This window comes from Pseudomonas sp. SST3 (assembly GCF_003325755.1).
Window position 1 is genome coordinate 78,817 of the sequence record NZ_QORI02000005.1, and the last position, 16,118, is coordinate 94,934.

General features: G+C 61.0%; 14 protein-coding genes and 1 pseudogene. 1 reads left to right on the top strand and 14 read right to left on the bottom strand.

The features are described 5' to 3' along the window. Positions 1 to 175: 175 nt before the first annotated feature. On the top strand, positions 176 to 550 hold the full coding sequence (locus DQ405_RS06775) for a BON domain-containing protein (RefSeq protein ID WP_168423477.1): 375 nt from the start codon (positions 176 to 178) through the stop codon (positions 548 to 550). A gap of 67 nt (positions 551 to 617) precedes the next feature. Here the strand turns inward: DQ405_RS06775 and DQ405_RS06780 are convergent, their stop codons facing one another. The 14 genes and pseudogenes from DQ405_RS06780 to DQ405_RS06840 all read right to left on the bottom strand — a co-directional run bounded on the left by DQ405_RS06780 (position 618) and on the right by DQ405_RS06840 (position 15,998). Continuing rightward, complete coding sequence (locus DQ405_RS06780; RefSeq protein WP_168423478.1) at positions 618 to 926, bottom strand: DUF2845 domain-containing protein; 309 nt, start codon at positions 924 to 926, stop codon at positions 618 to 620. Positions 927 to 943: 17 nt separating this feature from the next. Next, positions 944 to 1,243 (bottom strand): DUF2845 domain-containing protein, encoded by a 300-nt coding sequence (locus tag DQ405_RS06785; protein WP_168423479.1) that lies wholly within the window; start codon positions 1,241 to 1,243, stop codon positions 944 to 946. A gap of 1 nt (position 1,244) precedes the next feature. Continuing rightward, complete coding sequence (locus DQ405_RS06790; RefSeq protein WP_446730868.1) at positions 1,245 to 3,221, bottom strand: DUF748 domain-containing protein; 1,977 nt, start codon at positions 3,219 to 3,221, stop codon at positions 1,245 to 1,247. Next, positions 3,213 to 4,192 (bottom strand): annotated as a pseudogene (locus DQ405_RS28490) (DUF748 domain-containing protein); the annotation flags it as partial. The gene DQ405_RS06790 and the pseudogene DQ405_RS28490, both read right to left, overlap by 9 nt. Positions 4,193 to 4,277: 85 nt before the next feature. Beyond that, positions 4,278 to 5,294, bottom strand: coding sequence for a class I SAM-dependent rRNA methyltransferase (locus tag DQ405_RS06795; protein WP_168423480.1), 1,017 nt, complete (start codon positions 5,292 to 5,294; stop codon positions 4,278 to 4,280). A 67-nt stretch (positions 5,295 to 5,361) separates the two neighbouring features. Next, complete coding sequence (locus DQ405_RS06800; RefSeq protein WP_168423481.1) at positions 5,362 to 6,540, bottom strand: acetyl-CoA C-acetyltransferase; 1,179 nt, start codon at positions 6,538 to 6,540, stop codon at positions 5,362 to 5,364. Between the two features lie 94 nt (positions 6,541 to 6,634). Further along, the gene (locus DQ405_RS06805; protein ID WP_168423482.1) at positions 6,635 to 7,510 is read right to left on the bottom strand and encodes an oxygenase MpaB family protein; all 876 of its coding nucleotides are present in this window, start codon (positions 7,508 to 7,510) and stop codon (positions 6,635 to 6,637) included. A gap of 155 nt (positions 7,511 to 7,665) precedes the next feature. Next, the gene (pgi, locus tag DQ405_RS06810; RefSeq protein WP_168423483.1) at positions 7,666 to 9,330 is read right to left on the bottom strand and encodes a glucose-6-phosphate isomerase; all 1,665 of its coding nucleotides are present in this window, start codon (positions 9,328 to 9,330) and stop codon (positions 7,666 to 7,668) included. A 367-nt stretch (positions 9,331 to 9,697) separates the two neighbouring features. Then, positions 9,698 to 10,078 carry an aspartate 1-decarboxylase gene (panD, locus tag DQ405_RS06815; protein ID WP_168423484.1) on the bottom strand — a complete coding sequence of 127 codons (381 nt, stop codon included), beginning with the start codon at positions 10,076 to 10,078 and terminating at the stop codon, positions 9,698 to 9,700. A 98-nt stretch (positions 10,079 to 10,176) separates the two neighbouring features. Beyond that, positions 10,177 to 11,040: a pantoate--beta-alanine ligase gene (gene panC / locus DQ405_RS06820; RefSeq protein ID WP_168423485.1), complete on the bottom strand. Its 864-nt coding sequence runs from the start codon at positions 11,038 to 11,040 to the stop codon at positions 10,177 to 10,179. After that, positions 11,037 to 11,837 carry a 3-methyl-2-oxobutanoate hydroxymethyltransferase gene (gene panB, locus DQ405_RS06825; RefSeq protein WP_168423486.1) on the bottom strand — a complete coding sequence of 267 codons (801 nt, stop codon included), beginning with the start codon at positions 11,835 to 11,837 and terminating at the stop codon, positions 11,037 to 11,039. The genes panC and panB overlap by 4 nt, the downstream gene beginning before the upstream one ends. Positions 11,838 to 12,011: 174 nt before the next feature. Further along, complete coding sequence (folK, locus tag DQ405_RS06830) at positions 12,012 to 12,506, bottom strand: 2-amino-4-hydroxy-6-hydroxymethyldihydropteridine diphosphokinase (RefSeq protein WP_168423487.1); 495 nt, start codon at positions 12,504 to 12,506, stop codon at positions 12,012 to 12,014. Positions 12,507 to 12,513: 7 nt separating this feature from the next. Continuing rightward, complete coding sequence (locus DQ405_RS06835) at positions 12,514 to 13,911, bottom strand: polynucleotide adenylyltransferase PcnB (protein ID WP_168423488.1); 1,398 nt, start codon at positions 13,909 to 13,911, stop codon at positions 12,514 to 12,516. Between the two features lie 659 nt (positions 13,912 to 14,570). Then, positions 14,571 to 15,998 (bottom strand): sigma-54-dependent transcriptional regulator, encoded by a 1,428-nt coding sequence (locus DQ405_RS06840; RefSeq protein WP_168423489.1) that lies wholly within the window; start codon positions 15,996 to 15,998, stop codon positions 14,571 to 14,573. Positions 15,999 to 16,118 lie beyond the last annotated feature (120 nt).

Sequence of the window (16,118 nt, forward strand, 5' to 3'; positions counted from 1 at the left end):
TTGTTGATGCAAAACATGCAGTGTGCTAGTGGCCGTCAGCTACTATTAATTTTCAAGTCACTGATCTTGCAGTGATTTTAAGTAGCTGAAAAGTGGCATGCCGCTTGCGACGTTATCTGTGAATCTGCGGTCGGAGTCATGCCGCAGGCATCTGAAGAAAAACAGGAGTGCCACTATGAACATGATCCAGAACTCTTTTACCGCTGCCGCCGTTGCTGCTGCGTTGAGCTTGCCCATGGCTGGTGCCGCTTTCGCCGAGACGACTCAGGGGTTGGATAACGCCGATACCGTCATGCTGGCCACCAACGAAACCATGAAAGACGCAGGTGATGCTACGTCTGATACCTGGATTACCACTAAAGTGAAATCCTCGCTGCTGGCTGAAGACGCCACACCGGGCATGGATATCGAGGTTGAAACCAAGGATGGCGTCGTTTCGCTCTCCGGTACCGTGGCCACCGAGGCCGAGCGTGAGGCCGCAATCAACAAGGCTAAGACTATCGAAGGCGTGCGTGAAGTGTCGGCAGACGGGCTGAAAGCCGCCGAATAACCGAACGCTCTCGTCGCAACAGCGGCGTACGCGAAAAACCCCGCCACTGAGCGGGGTTTTTTATTTTTCAGCGACCTCGCTGGCTATCGATCTGTCGTAGGCGGTTCCCCTCGAACCGCAGGAAATGGTACATCCCATTAGTAGGTCCATAGGTCCATTCCTCGACCTGAACCTCATGACGAAAGCCATGCTCGTCGAGGATTTCCTTGTAGCCCACCAGGGAAGCGCTCGCAGGTTCGCCGCATTTTTGCCGAACCTCGCCGGTAGCCGCTTCGAGGCTGACCAGCGCGCTGCCGCAGCGATGGGTAGAAGACGCCTGGACACTACAGGTGAACGCGACAAGACTCAGCAGGAACAGGGGGAGGGCGAGCGGCATAAGGAATCCTTTTCCATTCAACGGTCGCGGCGAGACTCAATGCGTACGAGTCGATTGCCTTCGAAGATGAGGATCCTGAACATACCGTTATTGGGCCCGTAGAGCCATTCCTCCAGAATCAGTTCCTGCCTGGCATGAGGGCCTAAGGTGTAACCAATCGGATCCCTTTGAACAGGCGCACCGCACTTGCGCTCAACTTCGAAAGCCCTGTCGCCGGTACTGATCAGCTGACTGCCGCAACGTAACGTCTCCGCGTGCAGCAGAGGGGCCGCAAGTACGAGTGCGAGCAGTGCGGCGCTGCCACCGACGGTGGGCATGTCACTCGACTCCCAGTTGCAGTGCCGTGGGAATCCGGCCTTGTTGTTCTGTTTGCGTAATACCGGTGTCCAGCAGGTAAATCCGCGAATCGTCGAGGCCTGCCTGATCGACGAGATAATCTTTGATCGAGGCGGCACGGGCACGGCTCAGCCGGCGCAATAACGCTGTGCTGTCCGCTCGGCTAGTTACCACCGCGTCGCGCATTCTCTCGCTGCGCTCTTGCTCGTCGAGCTCGCGCCACTCAGGCGGCGGCTGTTGGCCGAGTCGGCTGCGGTAAATGCCTTCCAGCATGGCAGCTTTTTCCTCATCGCCAATTTCCAGCTGCGCTGCTTCGGCAGGCACCTTGTCGCCGCGACGTTGCAGGACTTTGTACCAGGTCTCCTGATATTCGCGTTGCAGCCATTGCTCTGCCAGCAGCGGCCCGTCCGCTTGAGGTGAGCTTTGACCTTCGATTTCCAGACGCAACACGGGACGCTCCTGTAGCGCGCGGGCCAGAGTGTCAAGATTGCCGCGCGCTTGCTGACCAAGCTCGCTACTGCCTGGGGCGAAGAGTATCTGGCTGAGGTCGTCCTGATCGGCACCGGCCAGGCCGGCGAGGAATTTGAAGGGCGCCTTGACCGCCCGTGTTATCAGATTCCGCAGCGTCTGCCAGACGATTGGCATGACATCGAACTGAGGGTTGTTGAGGTCACCTTGCACCGGCAGTTCGAGTGAGATCGTTCCGCGGCTGTCTTTTAGCAGCGCGACGGCGAGCCGAACCGGTAGATCGACGGCCTCGGGGCTTTCCACCTGCTCGCCGAGTTGCAGCTGCTGCAGCACCACCTTGTTTTCAGCGTTCAGCTGACCCTGCTGGATGCGGTAGTGCAGATCGAGGTCGAGGCGGCCCTTACGGATACGGTAACCGGCGAACTTGGCGGAGTAGGGCGAAAGAGTGGTCAGTTCAACCTGTCTGAAACGTGTGGCGATATCGAGGCTTTGCAGCGGATCAAAAGGCGTGAGATTTCCCTTGATGCTCACCGGTGCGTAGCGATCAACCTTGCCTTCGACGTCGACCGTGGCCGGTTGCTGCGCGCGATTGTCGATTGTGCCGATCTGCCCGTTGAGCTCCTGTACTGCCGTGATGAAGGGAGGACGCAGACTGAGGTCCGAGAAATTGGCCGATCCATTATCGATGTCGATTCCGCCGATGCGGATGGCCATCGGTTCCGCCTGCTCGCTTGCGTCATCTGCAGCAGCAGTGTCGTCAGGTGCCGACTTGTCCACCAGCAGATCATTGATATTGGTGGTGAGGTCGGGGTTGATGATGAAACGTGCGTAGGGCTGGGTCAGCCCGATGCGCTCTATCTGCAGTTGTTCGGGGTGTTGATATGCCAGTCCGCCGAGCTCCAGCCGTTGCCACTTGACGAAGTCCCGGTTCTTGATGGTATCCAGCGTGTGCAGCTGAGTAATCTCGGCCGCGCCGTCGAGCTTGAACACCAGGGGCTCGATGCCGGTCAGCTCCAATTCCAGCTGGCTTGCCAGCATCCCGCTGCGTAATTCGAGATGAATGAAAGGGGTCAGGTAGGCTTGGGCGATGCGCAGATCGATGTCCTGCGTGCTGATATCCAGCTGGCCCGTAGTCGGTTGCAGTTGCAATTGCCCGGCAGCTTGTAACACACCCTGATTACCGACCCCCGTCTTCAGTTCAAGATTGAAAGGCGAGGTGCCCAGGCTGTCGAAGTCGGATACATCCAGACTCAGCGGGCCGATCTCTAAGGTGACATCCTTTTCTGGCACTTGATCGCTCAGGTGCGCCTGATATTCACGTAACTGTGCGTCACGCAGCAGAATCTGCCAGGCGTCGTTGCTCGCGTCGGAGTCGCCATCTTCTGCCGGCGGTTGGGTTGGCTCTGCCTTGGGAGCGGCTGTTTGCGCCGTGGAAGAGTTCCGGCTGGTCTCGGTGCTTGCGGAGGGCGCCAGTAGCTTCAGCCAGTTCAGTTCTCCATCCGGCTCCCGGCTCACCCAGGTTTCCAGTGAGCGGCTGCGTAACTTGCCGATCACGACCCGCTGCTTGGCGAGATCCAGAGACGTTTCGCTGATCTCCAGGTTTTCCAGACGAACCAGCGGCTGTCCCTCGGCAGTGTCGAGTTTGAGCGGTGCCAATTGTGCGTTCAGGTTGCTTAGCTGCAGCTCGGCGCGTTCGGCAAAATCGAGCCGATAATCGCTGGCGAAACTCAGTCGGCCTTCTTGCAAGCGAAGCGGTACGGCGTCCTGTGCATAGGCCCAGAATCCCTCAGCAAGAGATTGCTGATTTTCAACTGACCGGACGAACTGACGGGCGTCAGGTTGAATCGTCCAGCCCAGTCCACGCGCGCGCCGCTGGGACCGGTTGCGACCAGCACTGCGTCGGCTGCGTCATCCGAGCGGGTGGCGAAGTTCAGCAACTCGAAGTTGAGCGAATCAAGGAGAAAATCGATAGGCTCGTCGGGGCGTTGATCAGCAAAGCGGACCGAGCCTTCCACCAGCCGAAGCCGACCAATGCTCAGCGCGAAAGGCTCTTCCTCCTTCTCGTCCGATTGCTCGTCAGCCGCTGGCAGGTCGAACAACTGCGTCAGGTTGAGCACGCCATTCTTGTCGAAGACCACTTCGGTATGCAGCTGAATCAGTTCGATATCTTCGATTTGCAGGGCTCGGTGCCAGAGGCTGCTCCATTGCAGATCGAGATAGAGGCGCTCGAAACCGAGCTGTGGTTGATCCGCCTCGCCGAGACGCAGGTTGAACAGTGTCAGTTCAAGGCTGAAGGGGTTGAATTCGATTCGCTCCAGACGCGCCGGCACGGTGGCGTACTGGATCAGCTGTTGGTTGACGACCCGCTGGGCAATGCCTGGCAGTATCAGGAAGCCGAGGAGGCAATAGCAGACCAATGCGGTCATCAGGCCGATGACCGCGCGCTTCATTCCGTTGGGCATGCGAACCTACATTCCGGGCGGTGAACTGCCTTGGAGTATGGCACGGCATACGGGTTCCTCTAAGGGGACAGTGTTCTGTCCCGGTTCACAATTGCAGCATCAATACCTTCAATGGCGTCCGCCCATCAGTGGACGGAAAGTCTGCGGCTGGCGCTAGCACCTGGCAGTCGCGGACCGGCCGCCCCGCCTTCGTTGCGCAGCGCAAGACCTGCTCGCGCCAGACCTCCAGGCTAACCTTCGCCAAGTTGTTGCAGCAGACCAGCACACCGTTTTCCGCCGTGGCGAGCAGGGCGGGCTTGAGCAGGCTCTGGTAGTCGCGCATCAAGTCGACAGTGCCGAATGCACTTTTCGACCAGGCCGGCGGATCAAGCAGTATCAGGTCGAACTGCTTCGGTGCCAGGTGCGGGTAATCGGGAAGTGCGCGTCCGCGCCGCTGCGGAATCGGCAAGCCCGCCAGCTGACGGATCGCTGGGAAATAATCCGACTGGATGAATTGCATCGGCGCCAACTCGGGGTTGAGCGCGCCGTTTTCTCGTCCGACGGCGAGATTGCTTTCGGCGAAGTCCAGGTTGCACACTTCACGCGCACCACCCGCGGCAGCGCACAAGCCTACGCCGCAGGTGTAAGCAAACAGATTGAGGACAGACCTGCCGGCGCTGTTGGCCTTGACCCAGCCGCGAGCGTTGCGCAGATCCAGAAACAGCAGCGGATCCTGCCCGCTGTGGCGAGCGCGGACGCGGTAGCTCACGCCCCATTCGCGGCCGACCTGATCGTCCAGCGCCGCACTATCGGCCCGATATACCGGATCATCCCGATCAATACGCGAGTTGCCCTGGGAGCGGTCGTTGTAGACCAGCATCAATGATTCGCCGAGACTGCTGCACAGTTGCTCATGCAGTGCCAGCAGCACGCCGCGCTCGAGAGGCTGGTGGAAACTTTGCACCAATAGCAGCGGGCCATAACGGTCGGCCGTCAAGCCCGGCATGCCTTCCTGGCTACCGTGAAAGAGTCGATAGCAGTCGGTGCCCTGGGCGTGCAGCTCGGCCAGGAGTGCTTCGCGGTTATGAAAGGCGGCGCGCAGCGCCTGTTGGAGAGAATGCATGCGCGGCGACTCGGAAAGGTGGCCGCGCAGTTTATCGGAAATTGCCAACGCAGGGATGGTGGAGCGATCAGCGCTCGATTGCCAACGCGACGCCCTGACCACCGCCTATGCACAACGTGGCCAGCCCTTTGTGGGCATCTCGGCGGATCATTTCGTGCAGCAGGGTGACAAGGATGCGGCAGCCCGATGCGCCGATCGGATGGCCGATGGCAATGGCGCCACCATTGACGTTGACCTTCTCCGCGTCCCAGCCGAGCTCCTGGCCGACCGAAAGTGCCTGCGCGGCGAAGGCTTCGTTGGCTTCGATCAGATCCAGTTCGTCGAGTGACCAGCCCGCTTTCTCCAAGCAGCGGCGAGTTGCGGATACCGGGCCGATGCCCATGATCGCCGGATCGACGCCAGCATTGGCATAGCCGGCGATGCGCGCCAGCACAGGCAGACCCAGCGCCTTGGCCTTGTCGGTACTCATCAGTAACACCGCGGCGGCGCCGTCGTTGAGGCTGGAAGCGTTGCCTGCGGTGACGCTGCCATCCTTCTTGAAGGCCGGCTTGAGCTTCGCCAGGCTTTCAGCCGTGGTGCCGGCGCGTGGCTGTTCATCGGTATCGAACATCAGCGGCTCGCCCTTGCGCTGCGGAATCTCGATTGGCGTGATCTCACCGCGGAAACGCCCAGCCTCGATAGCGGCAGTCGCCTTCTGTTGGGAAGATGCGGCGAAGGCATCCTGCGCCTCACGGGAGATGCCGTACTTAGCCACCAGGTTTTCTGCTGTGATACCCATGTGGTACTCGTTGAAGGCGTCCCAGAGGCCGTCCTGGATCATGCTGTCGACCAGCTTGCCGTGACCCATGCGCAGGCCGGTACGTGCGGCAGGCATGACGTACGGCGCCAGGCTCATGTTCTCCATGCCGCCTGCGATCACCACCTCGGCATCGCCACAGCGGATCGCCTGGGCGCCAAGGTGGAGAGCCTTGAGACCGGAGCCGCACACCTTGTTTAGCGTCATCGCCGGTACCGCGTTGGGCAACCCAGCGTTGATCGCAGCCTGGCGCGCGGGGTTCTGGCCAGCGCCAGCGGTCAGGACCTGGCCAAGAATGACTTCATCCACCTCGGCGCCGTCGATCCCGGATTGCTGTAGCAGACGGCGAATCACTGTGGCGCCTAGGTCAGCGGCAGGAATATTGGCCAGCGCGCCCTGAAAGCTGCCGACGGCAGTACGGGTGGCGGCGACGATGACGACTGCTTGCATGATGAAGAACCTCGAGAAGGGTGCGGGCTCCCGCCGGGCGCCCATGTTGGCATACCGCTCGGAACGGCTCCACTTGCGAAACCTGCCGGTCACGCTAGCGGCTGGGCAGTCCCATACGCCGACGCGCGCGGTGAACCGAGCCGTTACGCACCGCCCAGCGCAACACTGGCGCGGTGCGCCTGACACCGAGTTGTATCAGCTGGCGTTGGCGGGGGCTCTGCTGCAGCCCGAGCATGGTGCTCGCCCAGTCGGGCAGCAATTCCACACCGGCCTGGATCATCATTGCACCGAACGGGCGGGCAAGGGTGCTAGGCGCCGGCGCGCTGAACAGAACGCGCATGACCTCCCGCGAGCGCTCGTCGCACTGCAGCTGGGGTCGCATTCCTTGCAGGTAATCGGCGATCTGCTGCCTTGAGCGCGGCACCTCGCGTGCGCCGAGTGACTCGGCGATCAGCGCAACTTCCGCGTAATAGCGATCCTGGTCATCGCCGGACAGCGACGGATTCAGATAGCGAAGATGCGCCTTGAGAAAACTGCTGACCTCGGCGACGTGCACCCACGTCAGCAAGTCCGGATCGTATGCGGCGTAGGGGCGGCCATCGGCCGCGTGGCCGGTGACCTTCTGGTGAATAGAGCGGACCCGCTCGATCAATCGCTCGGCGTCGGCCCGGCTGCCGAATGTCGTTGCGGATATGAACTGCCCGGTGCGTCGCAGACGGCCAAGCAGGTCTTCACGGAAATTCGAGTGATCCCAGACGCCGGCGAGCGCCAGTGGGTGAAGCGCCTGGAGCAGCAGCGCGGAAATGCCACCGATCAGCATCGAGGTGAAATCGCCGTGGACTCGCCAGCAGACCGAGTTGGGTCCGAACAGCCCCGGGTCACCCGGTGGGTTTTCATAGTCGACACCGCCTATGGCAAGCCCGGTTAGGCTGACCACCTGCGATTCGATATGACGGCGAATGAATTCCATGGTGACGCCTTGGCTCGGACGGGATGGATGATGTTACCCGAGCGTCGGGGTTGTCGGCCTAGCCGATCAGCTGTTGCGACGTTGCATGGAAACAAGGCAGCGGAAAAGGGGAAACCGGACAGCAGCTGAAGCGCTGCCCGGTATGCATGACAGGATCAGCCGCGATGTCGCCCGCGGAAGAAGTCAATCAGACCCTGGGTCGAGGCGTCTTCGGCAGGTGGCGCATCGAAGCTGGTCATCTGACCATAGACGGCCTTGCCCAGGTCCTTGCCCAGCTCCACGCCCCACTGATCAAAAGAGTTGATCCCCCAGATCACGCCCTGTACGAACACCTTGTGCTCGTACAGGGCAATCAGCGCACCGAGACGGCCGGGGCTGATGGTTTCCATCACCACCGTGTTGCTTGGACGGTTACCTGGGATCACCTTGTGCGGCGCCAGACGCTCGATCTCGGCTTCGCTCATGCCCTTGGAGCGAAGTTCGGCTTCGGCTTCTTCGCGGGTCTTGCCGAGCATCAGCGCCTGGCTTTGCGACAGGCAATTGGCGTAGAGCCACTCATGGTGATCTGCAACCGGATTGTGACTGACCACAGGCACGATGAAATCGGCTGGGATCAACGGAGTGCCTTGGTGCAACAACTGATGGTAGGCATGCTGGCCGTTGGCGCCGACGCCGCCCCAGATCACCGGGCCGGTGGTGCAGGACACGGGTGTGCCGTCCTGACGCACGCTTTTGCCGTTGGACTCCATGTCCAGCTGCTGCAGGTGTTTGACGAAGTTGCGCAGATAATGATCGTAGGGGAGGAAGGCATAGCTCTGCGCGTCCCAGAAGTTGTGATACCAGACGCCCAGCATCGCCAGTAATACCGGCATGTTGCTTTCGAACGGCTCATTGAGGAAATGCTGGTCCATGCTGTAGGCACCAGACAGCAGATCCTTGAAGTTGGACATGCCGATGGCCAGCGCAATGGGCAGACCGATAGCCGACCACAATGAGTAGCGTCCGCCAACCCAGTCCCACATCGGGAAAATGTTCTTCTCACGGATGCCGAAGTCGACTGCGGCCTGCTTGTTGCTGGTCACGGCGATGAAGTGGCGATAGAGCTTCTCTTCCGTGCCACCCTTGCCCAGATACCAGGTGCGTGCCGCCTGGGCGTTTTTCAGGGTTTCCAGGGTGCCGAAGGTCTTGCTCGAGATGATGAACAGGGTAGTTTCGACGTTCAGCTTGGCGGTCACTTCGCGGAACTCGCTGCCGTCGATATTCGCCAGGTAGTGCGTACGAACGCCGTGCTGAGTGAACGGCAATAGCGCCTCGGATACCAGCTGCGGGCCGAGAAACGAACCGCCAATGCCGATGTTCACAACATCGGTGATGGTCTTGTCGCTGAAGCCGCGCCAGAGGTTGTTGTGAATGCGAGTGACGATATCGGTCATCTGCGCCAAGGCGGCGTGCACGTCGCGCATGATGTTCCGGCCGTCGACCGTCACCGAATCGCCCATCGGCCGGCGCAGTGCCGTGTGCAGTACCGGGCGGTTTTCCGATGCGTTGATCCGCTGGCCTTCGAACATGGCGTGTGCGGCCTGCTCGACACCGGCTTCACGGGCCAGATTGACCAGCAGTGTGCGGGTTTCCGGGGTAATCAGATTCTTCGAATAGTCGAGAAACAGGCCGCAACAGGAAACCGACAGGTCATCGAAGCGTGTCGGGTCGGCCTTGAATGCTTCGCGCATGCTGAAGTTCTGCATGGCCAGGCGGTGTTCTTCCAAGGCCTTCCAGGACGACAGGCCGGTGGCATCGAGAGGGTGCTGGTAATAGCTCATGGTAGTGCGGCTTCCTTTGCTTGGCGGACTGTCTGCAAATCTGAACGGCTCCATGCCATGGGTAAACATGGCGTGGGCGGCAGCGGCTGAACAGTCATTCGATCATGCTGACGCGCTGGCATTCATCCTGAATGCACGGGGCGCGTGCCGCTTCGGTTCAGTGAAGCGGCGGTGGCGCATCCTGCACCGCCGAGACAGTCAGACTTGGAAAAACGCCCGGCGTTCCGAATACTTACTGCGTGCGGTACCGACGGTGGCCAGGCCAGCTTGGGACCATTGCAGATTCACCTGTCCACGAAAAGCCCCAGGGCGCAAAAAAGCCCGCAGCGCAGGGGGCGTTGCGGGCTCTGGAACGGCTCATTCGAAATCAGGCAACCTGAACCGGAATGGCGTTGCTGGTATGGCTGAGATCGCCGTCTGCGCCCATGTAGAGCACGTGTGGCTTGAAGTTGGCCAGTTCGGCTTCGCTGTAGTGCGCATAGGCACAGATGATTACCCGGTGGCCGACGCCGGCCTTGTGGGCGGCTGCGCCGTTGACGGAGATGATCTTCGAGCCTTCTTCGCCACGGATGGCGTAGGTGGTGAAGCGCTCGCCATTGTCGACGTTGTAAATCTGGATCTGCTCGTATTCACGAATGCCGGCCAGGTCCAGCCAGTCGCCGTCAATGGCGCAGGAGCCTTCATAATCCAGCACCGAGTGGGTCACCTGGGCGCGGTGCAGTTTTGCCTTGAGCATGATTGCGTGCATGGCGGGGTCCTCCGGGGGCGCAAGCGGCGCAGAGTGTGCCCGAACCCTCATGTGTGATCAAGACCGAGGGACAGGCAAGGTATGTCGATGGTCGACGGTTACAACGACGCGGGGTTGCTGGTCACCAGCAGGTTGTCGATCAGACGGGTCTTGCCGACGAAGGCGGCGGCAAGAATCACCAGCTCGCGGGTCTCCGCGTCGGCGGGCTGCAAGTCAACGGCATTACGGATCTCCAGATAGTCAGGGCGCAGACCGGCGGCCTGCAGCGTCTGTTGGCCCTGGGTCACCAGTGCCGGGTAGTCGCGATTCCCGTTGCTTATAGTCTCTGCCAGCTGACCGAGGGTGCGGTACAGGGCCGGAGCAATCGTGCGTTCGTTCGCGCTGAGGTAGCCGTTGCGCGACGACAATGCCAGGCCGTCCTCGGCGCGAACGATAGGCTCGCCGACAATCTGGACCGGCATGTTCAGGTCGCGAACCATGGTGCGGATCACCGCCAGCTGCTGGAAGTCCTTCTGGCCGAACACTGCGAGATCTGGCAGCACCATGTTGAACAGCTTGTTGACGACCGTCGAGACACCATCGAAATGACCTGGCCGGCTACCACCACAGAGCCCTTCGGACACACCGGGCACGCGGACAATGGTCTGCATGGCCTGACCATGGGGATACATCTCCTCGACACTGGGCGCGAACAGCAGATGGCAGCCCGCCTCGAAGAGCTTGTCCTGGTCCGCGGTCAGCGTTCGCGGATAGCTGGCGAGATCTTCGTTAGGGCCGAACTGCAGCGGGTTGACGAAGATGCTGGCAACCACGAAGTCGGCTCGCTGGCTAGCCTTCTTCACCAATGCGATGTGGCCGGCGTGCAGGTTACCCATGGTCGGCACGAAGCCGATGCGTTTGCCTTCGCCACGCGCACGGCTCACCGCGGCGCGCAGGTCGGCGATGGTTCTGACCATATTCATGCGGAGAACCCATGTTCGGCTGCGGGAAATTCAGCGGTCTTCACGGCCCGGACGTAGGCGGCGATGGCTGTGGGGATATCGCCATGCTCGCGCATGAAGTTCCGGACAAACTTAGGTGCCCGTCCGCTGAGCGACAGCCCGAGCATGTCATGCAACACCAGAACCTGGCCATCAGTGGCGCTGCCGGCGCCGATGCCGATCACCGGCACCGCGACCGCCTGGGTAATGCGAGCGGCCAGTTCGCTGGGCACGCATTCAAGCAACAGCATCGCTGCCCCCGCGGCTTCGAGGGCCTTGGCATCCTCGATCATCTGCTGTGCTTGCGCTTCCTGCCGCCCCTGAACCTTATAGCCACCGAAGATGTTCACCGCCTGCGGGGTCAGGCCCATGTGGGCGCAGACCGGAATGCCGCGCTCGGCGAGCAGGCGAATGGACTCGGCCAACCATGCCGCACCCTCGACTTTGATCATATGCGCGCCGGCTTTCATCAGCGTCGCGGAGTTGTCCAGCGTCTGCTCAATGGTCGCGTTGGCCATGAAGGGCAGGTCGGCGAGGATCATCGCGCCTCGGTTGCCGCGTTTGACGCACGCGGTGTGATAGGCCATCTCTTCGACAGTCACCGGCAGCGTGCTGTCGTGTCCTTGCAGGACCATGCCCAGGGAGTCGCCGATCAGTAGCATCTCGACCCCGGCTTCGCAGGCTGTCTTGGCGAAGGTCGCGTCATAGCAGGTGAGCATGACGATCTTTTCGCCTTTCTGCTTGAGGCCTTGCAGGGTAGTCAGGGTTACGTCTGGCATGAATGCCGTCCTCCTAGAGCCTCTGAGGGATCACGGTTGCGGTCGGAGCGTCAGCGTTGGGGGCGCGAGTGCCCCGGTTCGATGCGTGCCGGCAGAGGGCGCTTATAGTCACGATGGCGGCGTGCTAAGTCAATCGGGAGTGTTACCAGCGCCGTTACAACTGTTACCGAGTGGTTACAGCATCTCGCCCACCCGCTCCAGACCCTCGAAGGGGCAGGCTGCGAGCAGATCATCCAGATGGCGTCCATCGGCCAGCTGTAAGGTCTCGGGCGCTACCTCGGCTAGCGGATAGAGCACGAAGGGCCTGGCGTGCAGGTGATAATGCGGCACCGTCAAACGTGGCCCATCGATCAGCTGATCGCCGTAGAGCAGAATGTCCAGGTCCAGCGTGCGCGGCCCCCAGCGATCGGTTTTGCGTTCGCGACCCTGGGCCTGCTCGATGGCTTGCAACGCGTCGAGCAGCTCCAATGGGGCCTGGGTGGTTTCGAGCACGGCGACGGCATTGTTGTAGCGGGGCTGGTCGGGCGGGCCGAGCGGGTCGCTGATATACAGTGAAGACAGGGCGACGAGTCGGGACGCGGGGAGGTCCGCCAGTGCCGTGACGGCGGCGCGTAGTTGCTCGCGCGGCTCGGCCAGGTTACTGCCCAAGCCAATGTAAACCCGTTCCATTACCGGCTTACTCGGCGGACGCGGGTGCGCTTTCGTTCGGGCCGCGCTTGCGGCGTCCGCTGCGGCGCCGTTTGCGCGGTGCGCCGCTGCCGTCGTCCTTGCTGCTCAGGCCGCGAATCATGTTGCGGCGCTCGCTGTCGCTGGCGTCCTGATAATCGGTCCACCATTCGCCCAGGCCGTTGGTTTCCTCGCCAGCGCTCTCGCGTAGCAGGAGGAAATCGTAACCGGCACGGAAGCGCGGGTTATCCAGCAACTGGTCGGCGCGGCGGCCCTGGCGGCGCGGGAGGCGTTCCTGCATGTCCCAGATTTCCCGCATCGGCATGGTGAATCGCTTGGGAATGGCGGTGCGCTGGCATTGCTCCCAGATCAGATCGTGGGCGGCCTCCTGCATCGCCGGAATCGGCGGCAATCCTCGGGCTTGCACCTCAGCGACGCGCGCCGGCAGGGCCGGCCAGAGCAGAGCGGCGAACAGGAATGCGGGGGTAACAGGCTTGCCTTGAGCGATGCGCAGATCAGTATTGGCCAGGGCGTTGCGAATCAAGGTGCCGGTGTATTCGGGATTGTCTTCCAAGGCTTCAGCGCTGGCCGGGAACAGCGGTGCGAAGAGGTCGTGTTCCAGCAATAATTCGAAGGTGCGTTCGGCCTTGCCGCTGAGAAACAGCTTGATGATCTCGTCGAATAGGCGGGCCGAGGGGACTTCATTCAACAGCTCGGCCAGATCGGCAATGGGCTCGGCGCTGTGCTGTTCGATCTCGAAATCCAGCTTCGCGGCGAAACGAACCGCTCGAAGCATGCGCACCGGGTCTTCCTGGTAGCGCTGCTCGGGATCGCCGATCAGGCGAATCAGCCGGTTGCGAATGTCACGGACGCCGTGAGTATGGTCGAGAATGCGCTCGCTCGACGGGTCGAAATACAGGGCGTTGATGGTGAAGTCACGGCGCTGGGCATCGTCTTCCAGTGTGCCGTAGATGTTGTCGCGCAGAATTCGCCCGCTTTCGTTGCGCGATGCGAGGTGACTGGCTTCTTCGTCATCCGCTTCCGGATGGTTGGCTCGGAAGGTCGCGACTTCGATGATCTCACGGCCGAAGTGCACGTGAACCAGCTTGAAGCGTCGGCCGATGACCCGCGCGTTGCGAAACTCGGCACGTACCTGCTCGGGTGTGGCGCTGGTGGCGACGTCATAATCCTTCGGGTCCAGCTCCAGCAGTAGATCGCGGACGCAACCGCCAACGACGTAAGCTTCATAGCCGGCTTGCTGAAGTCGCTCAACAACACTGACGGCATGCCGGCTCAGGTCGTTGCGGTGCAGCGAATGCTGCCGGCTGGACAGTATTTCGGGTGTGCGACGGGGATGCGGGAAGCGGCGCAGGGGAGAACGAAAAGACTGGAACAGCTTTTTCAGCATGAGAGGCACTGTGTGGCGAAATGACAAGGTGGCGTAGGGAATGGCCACGAAACGAGCGTGGATTCTAGCACCGGGAGCAGGGATGGTGAACGAACCGCGGGGAGGTGTCAAAACATCGGCCGGAGCCGGAAAGCACTAGGGGAGCCGAAGCTCCCCTTTAAAATGATGTCGCGTGCTTTGTTGTTATTAGTATTTCGGGCGTGTTGTTTTTGTTTGATCACCCGTTCCCTGCAGCTATCGCTTTCGGGAATCGCTCCTACATTGGGAGCAAAGAGCAAACGGATTTCTTTGGTCGCTGACTTGCCATCAATCGCAATGATCCAACCAGTTCAGGCACTGCTTTATGCAGTTTTTGTTGTTCTCAGCCTGGTCGTGGGGCGAAAACCCCATTTGGCAGTTCCTCTCCAAAAGAATCAGTTAGCTACGTCTCTGCCTTCTTGTATTTGTTCTGCTAGAGCCGGTACGTCTTGTTCTTATTGTGGGTCTGCTTGTTATTGTTGTTGTGCCAGATAGAAAGCATTTGCCGTGCCACTTTTTAAAAGTCATTTAAAAACAACGACTTGGTAATTTTTGTCTCTGTTTTGGCTTCAAAAAAACCGGGTTCCCGTTACCGATGAACCCGGTTTCTGTTACGTGGTGGTGGGGTGGGTAACAACCCGCTACCCGGTGGCGCTCGATTTGCGCCGCGGAATTCCCAGACGCTGGCGGCGTTCCCATAGGCACTTGCGGCTGATACCGAGCTTGCGCGCAAGCTCGGTCTCGGTCATGTGATCCTGATGCTCAAGGACGAAGTGCTGGAAGTAGTCCTCCAGCGAAAGGTCCTCGGTCGGCTCGTTGCTTGTCGATACAGCTGCGCCCAGCGGGGCGCAAGGCGCTTCGAAGTCGTCATCGAGGTCGTCGAGCTCGATGTCGATCCCCAGAAGCTCGGCGCTGATTTCTTCGCTCTCGCTGAGGATCGCAGCCCGCTCGATAGCGTTCTCCAGCTCGCGTACGTTGCCGGGCCAGGCGTAAAGCCGTACGGCCTGCTCGGCCTCACGCGAGAAATGCAGATCCTCGCTGCCCATGCGTTCGCCTTGCCGTGCGAGGAACGCCTTGGCGATTTCCAGCACATCAGCGCCGCGCTCGCGCAACGGCGGTAGCTTCAAGGCAATCACGTGCAGCCGGTAATAGAGGTCCTCCCGGAATTGCCCGTTCTTGGCCAGCGTTTTCAGATCGCGGTGGGTTGCGGCGATAAGGCGCACATCCACTTTCTGCGATTGGGTAGAGCCGACACGCCGGATTTCACCTTCCTGTAACACCCGTAACAGCCGCGCCTGTGCTTCCAGTGGCAACTCGCCAATCTCGTCGAGAAACAAGGTGCCGCCATCTGCTGCTTCGACCAGGCCGGCGCGACCGGCACTGGCGCCGGTGAACGCGCCTTTTTCGTGACCGAAAAGCTCGGACTCAATCAGGGTTTCCGGAATGGCCGCGCAGTTGACCGAGATCATCGGTGCCTTGGCGCGTCGGGAGAGGTTATGCAGGGCGCGGGCGACGAGCTCCTTGCCGGTGCCCGATTCACCCTGGATCAATACATTGGAGTCGGTCGGTGCGACTTTGCGGATCTTGCTGAACAGATCCTGCATCGGGCCGCAGCGCCCGATGATCCCGATCTCGCTGTTACCCGAGTCGCGCTCGCCTGCTGCGCCTGCCTGGGTCGAGGCGCCGCGGGGCGCAGTAGCTGGAGCGGTGGCCGCCTGCTGCCGATCATGAAGGATACGAGCCACGGTCTGCAGCATCTCGTCGTGGTCGAACGGCTTGGCGATGTAGTCCACTGCGCCCATTTTCATCGAATCGACCGCAGAGCGCAGGCTCGCGTAGCTGGTCATGATCAGCACCGGCGTGCCGTCGGCGAGCTTGATCAGCTCGGTGCCGGGCGCGCCGGGCAACCGGAGGTCGCTGACGATGAGATCGAAACCCGAAATGCTGAAGCGCTCCTGTGCTTCTTGCACCGAACCGGCTTCGCTCACCTCGTACTGGTTGCGTTCGAGCAGTCGGCGCAAGGCGGAGCGGATAATGGTTTCGTCTTCGACGATCAGGATATGTGACATCAGTACTCTCTCGACGGTCTGAAGGCGGCTACAGGCCGATGGGAAACGGCGCCGTGTGGCGCTGGTTCCGCGGGCTGTGCAAGCTGTCGCGATGTGGCCTGGATCTGCCAGCGCCGGGCT

Coding starts and splice junctions, on each gene's coding strand:
- DQ405_RS06785 (WP_168423479.1), bottom strand. CDS start 1,243: ATGCCCACCGTCGGTGGCAGCGCCGCACTGCTCGCACTCGTACTTGCG.
- DQ405_RS06805 (WP_168423482.1), bottom strand. CDS start 7,510: ATGGAATTCATTCGCCGTCATATCGAATCGCAGGTGGTCAGCCTAACC.
- DQ405_RS06800 (WP_168423481.1), bottom strand. CDS start 6,540: ATGCAAGCAGTCGTCATCGTCGCCGCCACCCGTACTGCCGTCGGCAGC.
- DQ405_RS06795 (WP_168423480.1), bottom strand. CDS start 5,294: ATGCATTCTCTCCAACAGGCGCTGCGCGCCGCCTTTCATAACCGCGAA.
- panC (WP_168423485.1), bottom strand. CDS start 11,040: ATGAATATGGTCAGAACCATCGCCGACCTGCGCGCCGCGGTGAGCCGT.
- DQ405_RS06775 (WP_168423477.1), top strand. CDS start 176: ATGAACATGATCCAGAACTCTTTTACCGCTGCCGCCGTTGCTGCTGCG.
- DQ405_RS06835 (WP_168423488.1), bottom strand. CDS start 13,911: ATGCTGAAAAAGCTGTTCCAGTCTTTTCGTTCTCCCCTGCGCCGCTTC.
- DQ405_RS06840 (WP_168423489.1), bottom strand. CDS start 15,998: ATGTCACATATCCTGATCGTCGAAGACGAAACCATTATCCGCTCCGCC.
- panD (WP_168423484.1), bottom strand. CDS start 10,078: ATGCACGCAATCATGCTCAAGGCAAAACTGCACCGCGCCCAGGTGACC.
- panB (WP_168423486.1), bottom strand. CDS start 11,837: ATGCCAGACGTAACCCTGACTACCCTGCAAGGCCTCAAGCAGAAAGGC.
- folK (WP_168423487.1), bottom strand. CDS start 12,506: ATGGAACGGGTTTACATTGGCTTGGGCAGTAACCTGGCCGAGCCGCGC.
- pgi (WP_168423483.1), bottom strand. CDS start 9,330: ATGAGCTATTACCAGCACCCTCTCGATGCCACCGGCCTGTCGTCCTGG.
- DQ405_RS06780 (WP_168423478.1), bottom strand. CDS start 926: ATGCCGCTCGCCCTCCCCCTGTTCCTGCTGAGTCTTGTCGCGTTCACC.